Raw genomic sequence first — 11,755 nt, forward strand, 5'->3', positions numbered from 1 at the left:
CCCGCGCACGCCGCGTACGCGGCGTGCGCGGGTGTCGCCCTGGTCGTCGAGTGGGGCCGGATGCATCCGCTGGTGAACCTGCTGTTCACCAGCGTGCTCTTTCTGGCGACCACTGTCGTGCCGGGCCTTGCGAGCCGGTACTGGACGCAGCGCCGCACCCTGCTGCACGCCCTCCAGGAGCGCAACGCACAGCTGGAGCGGGAGCGGGCGATGGTGGCGGGGCAGGCGCGGCTGCGGGAGCGGCAGCGGATCGCGCAGGACATGCACGACAGCCTGGGCCACCAGCTTTCGCTGATCGCCGTGCACACAGGGGCCCTGGAGGTGGACCCGGCGCTGACCGAGCGGCAGCGGGCGGCGGTGGCGGTCCTGCGGGAGGCCTCGGTCACCGCGATGCACGAGCTGCGCGAGGTGGTCGGCATCCTGCGGGACGGCACTCCTGAGCCGGTGCGGGACGCGGGGCCCGCGGCGCGGGCCGTGTCCGGTGTGGAGGCGCTGGTGGAGGCCTCGCGGTCGGCCGGCACGACGGTGGAGCTGCGGCGCACCGGGGAGCGGAGGCCGCTGCCGGCCGCGGCGGAGCGCGCCGCCTACCGCATCGCGCAGGAGGCGCTGACCAACGCGCACAAGCACGCGCCGGGCGCCCCGATCGCCGTGGAACTGCGCTACGAGCCGGACTCGCTGGTCGTCGAGGTCGCCAACGGGCCCGCCACCAGGCCCGCCGGCGAGGTCGTCAGCGGCGGCCAGGGGCTTACCGGCCTGCGGGAACGGGCCCGGCTGGTAGGGGGCATGGTGTTCGCCGGCCCGGTGGACGGGGGCGGATTCCGGGTCGCCGGGGTGCTGCCCTACGGGCCGGGCCCCGTGGGGTCCGACGGGCGGGGGACGACGTTCGTCGGCGTCGAGGACGACTTTCGGCAGCAGTCGCCGACGGCCGCCCCCGGAAACGCTGAACCGGTCTCCGGGTGGACCGGAGGGTCCGGATGGACCGTTTCCGAGAAGGAGTTGGCGATGGAGATCGGTCGCAGGAGCAGGGGGCGGGGGATCGCCCTGGGCTGCGGTATCACGTTCGGGGCGGTCGTCCTGGTGCTGGTCGCCGTGGGGTTCGGGCTGTTCGCCGTGGCCACGGAGCCGGACAAGGGCATGATCGACCCGGAGACGTACGAGGCGGTCCGCATAGGTGAGTCGGAGGGCCGGGTGCGCGACCGGCTGCCCGACGGCGAGACGTGGACGACTTCGGGACTGGACGAGGGAGGCCCGGCGAAACCCGCGGGATCCGACTGCCTGGTACTGATGTCTTCCGAGATGGGCAGCAGTTGGGACTCGGAGCCGGTTTTCCGGTTCTGCTTCCGCGACGGCAAGCTGATCGAGAAACAGTCCTACGAGGTCAAGGGCCGGTAGCGGCCGGCCGGTGACCGGCCGACGGGGTGGAGCGAACATGCGGGGAGAGCGGTGACGCACGTCAGAGTGGTGATCGCGGACGACGAGCCCCTCATCCGCGCGGGCATTCGCATGATCCTGACCTCCGACCCGGAGATCGAGGTCGTGGCGGAGGCCGCGCACGGCCGGGAGGCGGTCGAGCTCGCGCGCTCCCACACGCCCGACGTGGTGCTGCTGGACATCCAGATGCCGGTGATGGACGGACTGACGGCGCTGGCGGAGCTGGGCCGCACCGCTCCCGGGGTCAGGGTGCTGATCCTGACGACCTTCGGGGAGCGGGAGAACGTGCTGCGGGCGCTCAGCCAGGGAGGCGCCGGATTCCTGCTGAAGGACTCGGCACCCGGCGAGCTGATCCGCGCGGTGCGGGCCGCCGCGGCGGGTGACGCCTATCTCTCCCCCGGGGCCACCCGGCACGTCGTGGATCAACTGGTCACGGGACGCGAGGTGGAGCGGGGCGAGGAGGCGCGACGCCGGGTCGCGGTGCTCAGCGGGCGGGAGCGCGAGGTGCTGGCCCTCCTCGGGGAAGGCCTGTCGAACGCGGACGCGGGCCGGCGGCTGCACATGAGCGAGGCGACGGTGAAGACGTACGTCAGCCGGATCCTGGCGAAGCTGGAGTGCGAGAACCGGGTGCAGGCGGCCCTGCTGGCGAGGGACGCCGGGCTCTAGCGGCGGGGCAGAGCCCGCCGGGCGGGAGCCGCTGGGCCGCCCCGGCGGGTCGGGGGCGGCCCCGTCCCGGCCCGGCGGGCCGGGCGTCGCTGAGGGCCCGGCTGCCGCCGTCGGCCCACCGGGGCGGGGCTCGGGCCGCGGCGCGGGATCAGGCCGCGGCGCGTTCCGCTGCGGCCTTGCCCTTGAGCACCGCCTCCTCGTGGGCCCGGGCCCTGGAAGTCTCGGCGAGCGGGATCAGCTCGGCCATGGCCGGGGTGGAGTGGGCCAGGGTCAGCTCCGGCACGATGAAGTCGAGCTCCATCTTCAGCGAGTCGGCGAGAATCGCCCGCAGGTAGTTCTGGACGTACTCGTAACCCTCGCGCGGCGTGCCCGGGCGGTAGGAGCCTCCGCGGCTGGCCACCACGTAGACGGGTTTGCCCTGCGTGCTGGGCTCGTCGCCGATCGTGCGGTTCACGAGGAGGATCTGGTCGAGCCACGCCTTGAGCGTGGAGGGGATCGTGAAGTTGTACATGGGGGCGCCGATCAGCACGGCGTCCGCCCCCTCCAGCTCCTCGACCAGCTTGACGCGCTCCGCGAAGGCGGCCGCCTGCTCGGGCGTGTGCGTGGCGGGGTCGGCGAAACCGGCAGCGGCGGTGACGGTGTCCAGGTGCGGCACCGGGTCGGCGGCGAGATCCCGGTAGACGACCGTGCCGTCGGGGTGCTGCTCCTCCCAGGCCTCGCGGAAGGCCGATGTGACCGAACGGGAGGCGGAGGCGGACGCCGGCCAGAGAGAGGAGTCCACGTGCAGAAGGGTGGCCATGAAGATCTCCAAGAGAAGCGGGGACGGAGCTGCGTTTCCGTGTGCTCCTATTGATAACACAGCTGCTTACTTTTTTTCATCCCGTGTTGCGCGGTCAGTATCCTGTGAGGCATGGAGGAACACGGGGAAGAGGCCTGTAAGCAGGTCGACAGCGGCATGACGCGCGTATTCACGCTGCTGGGGAAGCGCTGGACCGGGTTGATCGTGTCCGTGCTGATGCAGCGTCCCGTGTACTTCGCGGAGCTGCGCCGGGCCATCCCAGGCATCAGCGAGAGGATGCTGTCGGACCGGCTGACCGAACTGGCCGCCGCCGGACTGGTGGTGCGAGAGGTGGACGAGGGCCCGCCGCTCAGGGTCGCGTACCGGCTCACGGAGGCGGGTGCCGCCATGGAGCCGGCTCTCAAGGAACTGGGCAGCTGGGCGGAGCAGTACCTCCCGGAGGGCGGCGCCTGCCCCGGACGTTTCCGGAAGTGACCCTCCCGGCCGGAGGCCCGCCCCGCGGGCGTCCGGCCTGGGGCGCGCGGCGAAGCCGGGAGTCACCGGCTGCGCCGCCGCCGTGAGGCCTCGGTGCGGTGGCCGTGTGACGCGGTGACGCGGTGACGCGGTGGGGTCGTCCACGAAGTCTGGCGGTACCTTCGTAGCGATCGAGATGGGTGCGGGCCTTCAGGCGTCCCGTGCTCCGTGCGCATGGGGGAGGCCGGGCCGTGGTCGAGCCGTCGGTGACAGGGGAAACGGCGGGGGCCGCCGAGAGGCGGCCGACGGGCGGGCCGGGCACGGCGGAACGCGGGCGCGGACTGCCGCCGGTGCCCGGTTTCGCGCCGTGGCCGCCCCGGGGCGGCTCGCCGAAGCAGGAGGGCCGGGCGCTGCGCGAGCGCACCCCGCGGGCCGCGCACGCCCTGCTGGAGCGCTCCCCGGACCGGCCCGGCGCGCTCACGGCCGTCGAGGAGTCCAACCGGGACCGGCTGCCGGAACTCGCGCCGATAAGGGTCGGGCGGATGGCCGCGACCCCCTTCGCCTTCATGCGCGGCTCCGCGGCGCTGATGGCCCACGACCTGGCGCACGGTCCCGTCACGGGCATCGGCGCCCAGATCTGCGGGGACGCGCACGCCGCGAACTTCGGCCTCTACGGCGATGCGGTGGGCGATCTCGTCATCGACCTCAACGACTTCGACGAGACGGCGTACGGACCCTGGGAGTGGGACGTCAAGCGGCTCGCCGCCTCGCTCGTCCTCGCGGGACGCGAGGCGGGCGCGGACGAGGACCTGTGCCGCGAGGCGGCGTACGACGCGGTGGGCGCCTACCGGCTGACCATGCGGCTGCTGGCGAGGATGCCCGCGCTTGACGCGTGGAACGCCATCGCCGACGAGGAACTCGTCTCCCACTCCGACGCGCACGATCTCGTGGGCACCCTGGAGCGGGTCTCCGAGAAGGCCAGGCGGAACACGAGCGCCCGGTTCGCCGCGCGGTCGACGGAACGCACCGAGGAAGGCGGCCGCCGCTTCACGGACGCGCCGCCGGTCCTGCGGCGGGTCCCCGATGCCGAGGCGTCCGAGGTCGCCGCGTCGCTCAAGGGCTATCTGGGCACGCTGCAGGAGGACCGGCTGCCGCTGCTCGCGCGGTACTCGATCCATGACGTGGCCTTCCGCATCGTCGGCACCGGCAGCGTCGGCACCCGCTCCTACGTGGTGCTGCTGCTCGACCACAGGGGCGAGCCGCTGGTGCTGCAGGTGAAGGAGGCCCGCGCCTCGGTGCTGCTGCCGCACCTGGAGCGGATCGGCTTCGAGACGCCGGAGGCCGGCCACGAGGGGCGGAGGGTCGTCCTGGGACAGAAGCGGATGCAGGTGGTCAGCGACATCCTGCTGGGCTGGACCACCGTCGCGGGGCGCCCCTTCCAGGTGCGGCAGTTCCGCAACCGCAAGGGCAGCGTCGACCCTGCGGCGCTCGCCGCGGACCAGATCGACGACTACGCGCGGATGACCGGGGCGCTGCTCGCCCGGGCCCACGCGCACAGCGCGGACCCCCGGCTGATCGCGGGCTACTGCGGCAAGAACGACGAGCTGGACGAGGCGGTCGCCTCCTTCGCCGTGGCCTACGCGGACCGCACCGAGGCGGACCACGCGGAGCTGGTGGCCGCCGTCAGGGAGGGCCGGATCCCGGCAGAGCTGGGCGTGTGAGCGGACGGGGGCGGACGTCGGACGCGCCGGAGACTCCCGGGCCGGGACATTCGGCAGCGGGGCGTGCGTGAGGGAGCGGGGGCGTAAGAAGGCGGTGCGCCGCGCCCGTACGCTGGACGGGTGACGAATCCGGAAGCAGAACAGGCCGACGGCGCCCGGCCACCGGCCGACGGCACCGACAGGACGGACGCGGAGCGGGCGGTCGGCGCCGGTGACGGCACCCGCAGCGGTGACGGCACCCGCAGCGGTGACGGGACCGGTGGCGGTGACGGGACCGGTGGCGACACGCGGCCGCACGCGCGGCTGGAGAAGGCCGTGCGGGCCGCCGAGCAGGCGCTGATCGAGTTCGAGATCGCGGTGGAGACCTTCCGGATAGAGGTCGAGAACTTCTCCCGGCTGCACCACCAGCGGCTCGGCCCGATGTACGCGCGGCTGGACGAACTCGACGCGCGGATCTGGGAGGCCAGGGCGGCCCGCTCAGGCGATCCCGAGGACGCGCGCCGTGCCCGGGAGGCCAGGGCGCAGGTCATGCCGATGCCGGGAGTGGAGGAGCTCTTCCACGGCTGGATGGACTCGGACGGCCTGTCCGCCGAGGCCAGCGCGATGCTCACCGACCGGCCGGTGCAGCCGCCCGGGCGGGTGCGGCCCAGCGAACAGGTGCGCAAGCTGTACCGGGAGCTGGCCCGCAAGGCGCACCCCGACCTGGCGCAGGACGACAAGGAGCGGGCCCGGCGCGACGAGTTCATCGCGCGCGTCAACGCGGCCTACGCGCGCGGGGACGAGGCCCTGCTGCGTGAGCTGGCCGAGGAGTGGGCGGCCGGGCCGGCGCCCGAGGAACGGCGGCCCAGCGAGAGCGAGGAGCTCTACGCGCGGCTGGAGTGGCTGGCGCAGCGCAAGGAACTGCTGACCGCCGTCGCGCGCGAGCTGGAGGAGAGCGCCATCGGCTCGATGCTGCGGCTGGCCGAGGACGACCCCGACCGGCTGCTGGAGGAGATCGCCGAGCAGCTGCTCGCGCAGGTCGCCGAGCGTGAGAACGAGCTGGCCCGGCTGCTCGAAGGGTAGGTTGCCGGTGGTCCGCGGTGCCCTCCGGGGCACGGCCCGGCCGCCCGTGTACACAGTGACGCCACGAGAAAGAGCACGACCCATGAATTTCGCACCCCTGCCCACGGTGGATGTCTCCGCCGTACCGGACGACGGCTTCCTGCTCGACGTCCGGGAGGACGACGAGTGGGCGGCCGGGCACGCCGAGGGCGCGCTGCACATTCCGATGAGTGAGTTCGTGGCCCGCCTCGGGGAGCTGACCGAGGCGGCGGAGGACGGCCGGCGCGTGCATGTGCTGTGCAAGGTGGGCGGGCGCTCCGCGCAGGTGACCCAGTACCTCGTGCAGCAGGGCATCGACGCGGTGAACGTGCAGGGCGGGATGCTGGCCTGGGGCGAGGCCGGGCGGGCGATGGTCACGGACAGCGGGAACCCGGCCTTCGTGCTCTGAGCTGCCTTCCGGCGGGCTCCTTCCGGGGCCCGGCGGCCTCCCGGTCGGTGCAGGTTGCGGCCGGTGCGGGTTGCGGCGGTCTCCGGGTCCCCGCCGGCCCCGCTCAGGCGAGAGGATGGGCGGCCAGCAGGTCGCCCAGCGCCTCCTCGTGGGCCGCGGCGGGCCCGAGCTGGAGCTCCAGCTGCTTGGCCCAGGCGTGGTAGCGGTGCAGCGGGTACTCGACGTCCGCGCCGAAGCCGCCGTGCAGGTGCTGCGCGGTCTGCACGACCCGGCGTACGCCCTCCGACGCCCAGATCTTGGCGACCGCCACGTCGCCGGCCGCCGGGAGCGGGCCGGGCGCGCCCGAGGCGATGCGCCAGGCGGCCTGCCAGAGGGTGACCTCCATGGCGCGCAGGTCGATGTACCGGTCCGCGGCCTGCATCGCGACCGCCTGGAAGGTGGCCAGCGGGAAGCCGAACTGCTCGCGCCTGGTGGTGTACGCGCCGGTCATGCCCAGGGCGCCCTCGCCGAGGCCCAGGGCCAGTGCGCAGGTGCCGACCGTCAGCAGGTCGCGCAGGCCCTCCCAGGCTCCTTCCGCGGTGATCAGTTCGCGGTCGGCGACGCGCACGGAGTCCAGCCGCAGTTCGGCCAGCCGCTCGCCACTGGTCGAGAACTGCTCGGCGAGCGTGACGCCCTCACGGGAGGGTGGCAGCAGGGCGAGCACCGTCCGGCCGGCTCCGGTGTGGGCGGGTACGGCGACGCGGTCCGCGTCGTACGCCCAGGGCACGGCGGTGACCACGCCGTCGAGCAGCCAGTCGCCCTTCTCCCGGCGGCAGCCGACGGCGAGTTCGGCCGGGCCGTGGCCGGTACGGCCGCAGGCGGCGGCGGTCATCACCAGGTCCCCGCGCCCGGCTGCGGGCAGGATCTCGTCCGCCGTGTCCTGGTCGCCGTGGCGAGCCAGTGTCGTGGCCACCGCGCTGTGCTCCAGCAGCGGCACCCGGGCGAGGACCTTCGCGGACTCGCGCAGCACCAGGCAGAGGGCGATAGCGTCCAGCCCCGCCCCGCCGTGGGCGGGCGGCACGACCAGGCTCAGCAGGTCGGACGTGGCGAGTTTGTGCCACAGCGGCCGGTCGAAGCCGTCCGCGACAGCGCCCCTGGCCAGGGCGGGGGAAGGCACCGAGTCGGGCTTGACGGCGGCGAAGACGGCCCTGGCCGCCTCGGCGGCCGCCTGCTGTTCCTCGGTGAAGGTGAAGTCCATGACCCGTCCGTCCCTTCGTCCCCGCTGTGCCCGGTCGGCTGACGGGTCGTCAAGATAGAACAGGTTCTAGAAGATGGGAAGGTGCGGCGTCGCCCCCGTGCCTGCCGCCCCCGGCCTCCCGCGGAGGTGGCTGAAGGGGGGCGGCCGAAGGGTCAGCGGTCGAAGTCGAGTTCCACCCGGTCCGTCGCCGGGTGCGACTGGCAGGCCAGTACGAAACCGGCCTCCGTCTCCTCCGGCTCCAGCGCGAAGTTGCGGTCCATCCGCACCTCGCCCGAGACCAGGAAGGCCCTGCAGGTGCCGCATACCCCGCCCTTGCAGGCGTACGGCGCGTCCGAGCGGCCTCGCAGCACCGCGTCCAGCAGCGACTCCCCGTCGCGCACCGGCCAGCTGCCGGAGCGGCCGTCGAGCGTCGCCGTGACCGTGCCGGTCACCGCGGACTCCGCCCCGGCCGGCGGTGCCTTGGGGGCCTCGTCCACATGGAAGATCTCCTCGTGGATGCGGCTTCGGGCGACCCCGAGTCCCCGCAGCGCGCGCTCCGCGCCCTGCACCAGGCCGAGCGGTCCGCACAGGAACCAGCCGTCGACGTCCGGCACGGACAGAAGTGCCGGCAGCAGTGCGTTCAGCCGCTCGCTGTCGAGTCTGCCCGAGGGCAGTCCCGCCTGCTGCTCCTCCCGGGACAGCACCGTGACCAGCTGGAACCGGTCGGGGAAGCGGTCCTTGAGGTCGGCCACCTCCTCCAGGAACATCGTGGACGCGGCGGTGCGGTCGCTGCGGATCAGACAGAACCGGGCGTCCGCACGGGAGTTCAGCACAGTGGCCGCCATCGAGAGCACCGGGGTGATGCCACTGCCGCCGACGACGGCCGCGAAATGCCCGGCGCGCGGCTCCAGCACGAACCGGCCCGTCGGCGCCATCGCCTCGACATGGTCCCCGGCGGCCAGTTCCTTGAAGGCGTACGTCGAGAACGCGCCGCCTTCGACCAGCCGGATGCCGACCCGCAGCACGGGTTCCTCGCCCGGCGCGGGGGTGGGGGCGCAGATCGAGTACGTACGCCGGATCTCCACGCCGTCGACGACCCGGCGCAGCGCGAGATGCTGGCCGGCGGTGAAGCGGAAGTCCGCCCGCAGTTCCGGCGGGACCTCCAGGGTGACGGCCACCGAGTCGTCCGTGAGCCGGTCGACCGCGCCGACCCGGAGCGTGTGGAACATCTACAACTCCTTGAAGTGGTCGAACGGTTCACGGCAGGTCAGGCAGCGTCTCAGTGCCTTGCAGGCGGTGGAGGAGAACCGGCTCAGCAGCTCCGTGTCGGCCGAGCCGCAGTGCGGGCAGCGCACCGGCCCGGCGGCCGCCTCCCCGGCATGCCGGGTGGGACTCAGTCCGACCGGCACGGGGCCCGTGGTCCGGTCGGCGGCGCGGTGTCCGGGACGGGGCGGGGCAACGCCGAACTCGGCGAGCTTGCGGCGGCCCTCGGCGCTGATGTCGTCCGTGGACCAGGCCGGGGCGAGGACGGTGCGGACCGTGACCTCCGGTATGCCGGCGCGGTCGCGCAGGACGGTCTCGATGTCCGTGGCCATGGTCCGGACCGCGGGGCATCCGGTGTAGGTGGGGGTGAGGTCGACCTCGACGTGACCGGGGCCGAGCACCCGGACCTCGCGGAGCACCCCCAGCTCCTCCAGGGTGATCACCGGCAGTTCGGGGTCGGGGACGGAGCCGGCGAGGGCCCGCAGCCGCTCCTCGAGCGCTGTGCGCTCCGTTCCGTGCGCAGCGTGCCGGGACTCGGTGGTCACCATGTCGCCCCCGGGTGGCTGCGGTGCAGGTGCTGCATCTCCGCGAGCATCCGCCCGAAGGGCTCGGTGTGCAGGCCCTGACGGCCGGCCCCCGCCGACCACGCGCCCACGCGCGGGCCGTGGGGCATGTCCAGGGTGGCCTCCTCGACCACCGAGCGGACCTCTTCGGTCCAACCCTCCTCCAGCGCCGCCCAGTCCACCTCGTCCAGGCCCTCGACGGGCCGGAACAACTCGCCGGTGAACCTCCACAGCGAGTCCAGGCCGCGCTGCATCCGCTCCTTGCTCCGCGCCGTGCCGTCTCCGAGCCGGAGGGTCCACTGCCGGGCGTGGTCCCGGTGGTACGCGGTCTCCAGGACGCCCTTCCCGGCGAGCGGGGCGAACGGGGAGGTCCCCCGGGACAACTGGCCGTACAGCAAGTGCTGGTACACCGAGAAGTAGAGCTGGCGGGCGATGGTGTGGGCGAAGTCGCCGTTGGGCTGTTCGACCAGCTGGACGTTCCTGAAGTCCCGTTCCTCGCGGAGGAAGGCCAGCTCGTCCTCGTCCTTCGTCCCGTCCGCCATGGAGAGCAGCACCCGGGCCTGGCCCAGGAGGTCCAGGGCGATATTGGCGAGGGCCAGCTCCTCCTCGAGGACCGGGGCGTGACCCGCCCACTCCCCCAGCCGGTGCGAGAGCACCAGCGCGTCGTCACCCAGGGCCAGCGCGGCGGCCGAGGAGGTCACAGGTACGCGGCTCATAGATGGCGTACCCCTTCCGGGATGTCGTAGAAGGTCGGGTGGCGGTAGGGCTTGTCGGCGGCGGGCTCGAAGAAGGGATCCTTCTCGTCCGGCGAGGAGGCGGTGACAGCCGCGGACGGCACGACCCAGATCGATACGCCCTCCGACCTGCGCGTGTACAGATCGCGGGCGTTGCGCAGGGCCATCTCCGCGTCGGGGGCGTGCAGGCTGCCGGCGTGTGTGTGCGAGAGCCCGCGCCGTGAGCGCACGAACACCTCCCAGAGCGGCCAGTCCTTGCTGCTCATGCCCGTACCTCCCCGTGCTTGGCGGCGTAGGCCGCCGCCGCTTCCCTCACCCAGGCGCCCTCTTCGTGCGCCCGGCGGCGCTGGGTGATCCGCTGCTCGTTGCAGGGGCCGTTGCCCTTGAGCACCTGGCGGAACTCATCCCAGTCGATCACGCCGAAGTCGTAGTGCCCGCGCTCCTCGTTCCACCTCAGACCGGGGTCGGGCAGCGTCAGCCCCAGCGTCTCGGCCTGGGGGACGCAGATGTCGACGAAGCGCTGGCGCAGCTCGTCGTTGGAGTGCCGTTTGATCTTCCAGGCCATGGACTGCGCGGAGTGCGCCGACTCGCTGTCGGGCGGGCCGAACATCATCAGCGAGGGCCACCACCAGCGGTCCACGGCGTCCTGGGCCATCCGATGCTGGGCCTCGGTGCCCTTGCTCAGGGCCAGCAGCAGTTCGTAGCCCTGCCGCTGGTGGAAGGACTCCTCCTTGCAGATCCGCACCATCGCGCGGGCGTACGGCCCGTAGGAGCAGCGGCAGAGCGGGACCTGGTTGGTGATCGCCGCGCCGTCCACCAGCCAGCCGATGGCACCGACGTCGGCCCAGGTCAGCGTAGGGTAATTGAAGATCGAGGAGTACTTCTGGCGGCCCGAGTGCAGCTTGTCGAGCAGCTCGTCACGGCTCACGCCGAGGGTTTCCGCCGCGCTGTACAGATACAGCCCGTGGCCCGCCTCGTCCTGCACCTTGGCCATCAGGATCGCCTTGCGCCGCAGTGAGGGCGCACGAGTGATCCAGTTGGCCTCCGGCTGCATGCCGATGATCTCGGAGTGCGCGTGCTGTGCCATCTGGCGCACCAGCGTGGAGCGGTACTCCTCGGGCATCCAGTCCCGGGGCTCGATGCGTTCGTCGGCCGCCACCGCAGCCTCGAACGCCTGCGCGTGCTCCGCCTCCGCCGCGCCGTCGCGGGCAGCGGTGCCTTTCGACTGTGCCGCGGCGACCGTCGTCATACGGGTCTCCCTCGCCCTCGCGTGCCACTCGACAACTCGACAAAGAACGGCAACCGGCTCACCGGTGACCGGTTGCCCGGAGCCGATGACTGGTGGCCGGCGATCATCAACCTACCGACCGATCGTTCGGTTCAATGGTGTTCCGGGGCGCCGTAGGGTGTCAAGCCTGTG

Annotated in this window: 13 protein-coding genes; 6 read left to right on the top strand and 7 right to left on the bottom strand. The window is 72.9% G+C overall.

Annotated features, from left to right (window positions below; all coding sequences use genetic code 11):
• Together GUY61_RS09555 and GUY61_RS09560 are read left to right on the top strand one after the other, a co-directional pair.
• The coding region (locus GUY61_RS09555) for a sensor histidine kinase (protein WP_166629648.1) at window positions 1-1,392 on the top strand (1,392 nt) is incomplete at its 5' end.
• 51 nt (window positions 1,393-1,443) lie between these two features.
• Window positions 1,444-2,097 (top strand): response regulator transcription factor, encoded by a 654-nt coding sequence (locus GUY61_RS09560; RefSeq protein WP_166629649.1) that lies wholly within the window; start codon window positions 1,444-1,446, stop codon window positions 2,095-2,097.
• Window positions 2,098-2,245: 148 nt separating this feature from the next.
• On the opposite strand, the gene GUY61_RS09565 is transcribed toward GUY61_RS09560, so the two are convergent.
• Complete coding sequence (locus GUY61_RS09565; protein WP_166629650.1) at window positions 2,246-2,896, bottom strand: FMN-dependent NADH-azoreductase; 651 nt, start codon at window positions 2,894-2,896, stop codon at window positions 2,246-2,248.
• A gap of 111 nt (window positions 2,897-3,007) precedes the next feature.
• Here GUY61_RS09565 and GUY61_RS09570 point away from each other — a divergent pair, with 111 nt between their 5' ends.
• From GUY61_RS09570 to GUY61_RS09585, 4 genes are all read left to right on the top strand, one after another.
• On the top strand, window positions 3,008-3,370 hold the full coding sequence (locus GUY61_RS09570; protein ID WP_166629651.1) for a helix-turn-helix domain-containing protein: 363 nt from the start codon (window positions 3,008-3,010) through the stop codon (window positions 3,368-3,370).
• 200 nt (window positions 3,371-3,570) lie between these two features.
• Window positions 3,571-5,070, top strand: coding sequence for a DUF2252 domain-containing protein (locus tag GUY61_RS09575; protein WP_166629652.1), 1,500 nt, complete (start codon window positions 3,571-3,573; stop codon window positions 5,068-5,070).
• 120 nt (window positions 5,071-5,190) lie between these two features.
• Entirely contained in the window at window positions 5,191-6,132 is a 942-nt protein-coding gene (locus tag GUY61_RS09580; RefSeq protein ID WP_166629653.1) for a J domain-containing protein, read from the top strand.
• An 82-nt stretch (window positions 6,133-6,214) separates the two neighbouring features.
• Window positions 6,215-6,559: a rhodanese-like domain-containing protein gene (locus tag GUY61_RS09585; protein WP_166629654.1), complete on the top strand. Its 345-nt coding sequence runs from the start codon at window positions 6,215-6,217 to the stop codon at window positions 6,557-6,559.
• Between the two features lie 103 nt (window positions 6,560-6,662).
• Here GUY61_RS09585 and GUY61_RS09590 read toward each other — a convergent pair whose 3' ends face one another.
• The 6 genes from GUY61_RS09590 to paaA form a co-directional block, all read right to left on the bottom strand.
• On the bottom strand, window positions 6,663-7,796 hold the full coding sequence (locus GUY61_RS09590) for an acyl-CoA dehydrogenase family protein (RefSeq protein ID WP_166629655.1): 1,134 nt from the start codon (window positions 7,794-7,796) through the stop codon (window positions 6,663-6,665).
• A gap of 152 nt (window positions 7,797-7,948) precedes the next feature.
• On the bottom strand, window positions 7,949-9,004 hold the full coding sequence (locus tag GUY61_RS09595; RefSeq protein WP_166629656.1) for a 2Fe-2S iron-sulfur cluster-binding protein: 1,056 nt from the start codon (window positions 9,002-9,004) through the stop codon (window positions 7,949-7,951).
• Window positions 9,005-9,586 (bottom strand): 1,2-phenylacetyl-CoA epoxidase subunit PaaD, encoded by a 582-nt coding sequence (paaD, locus tag GUY61_RS09600; RefSeq protein WP_166629657.1) that lies wholly within the window; start codon window positions 9,584-9,586, stop codon window positions 9,005-9,007.
• Window positions 9,580-10,317, bottom strand: a complete 738-nt coding sequence (paaC, locus tag GUY61_RS09605) for a 1,2-phenylacetyl-CoA epoxidase subunit PaaC (RefSeq protein WP_166629658.1) — start codon at window positions 10,315-10,317, stop codon at window positions 9,580-9,582. Before paaC ends, paaD begins: the two co-directional genes overlap by 7 nt.
• Window positions 10,314-10,601, bottom strand: coding sequence for a 1,2-phenylacetyl-CoA epoxidase subunit PaaB (gene paaB, locus GUY61_RS09610; protein WP_166629659.1), 288 nt, complete (start codon window positions 10,599-10,601; stop codon window positions 10,314-10,316). Before paaB ends, paaC begins: the two co-directional genes overlap by 4 nt.
• On the bottom strand, window positions 10,598-11,584 hold the full coding sequence (gene paaA, locus GUY61_RS09615) for a 1,2-phenylacetyl-CoA epoxidase subunit PaaA (protein WP_166629660.1): 987 nt from the start codon (window positions 11,582-11,584) through the stop codon (window positions 10,598-10,600). Before paaA ends, paaB begins: the two co-directional genes overlap by 4 nt.
• Window positions 11,585-11,755 lie beyond the last annotated feature (171 nt).

The sequence above is a fragment of the Streptomyces sp. GC420 genome, assembly GCF_009916105.1.
In the GTDB taxonomy this organism is placed as follows: Bacteria; Actinomycetota; Actinomycetes; order Streptomycetales; family Streptomycetaceae; genus Streptomyces.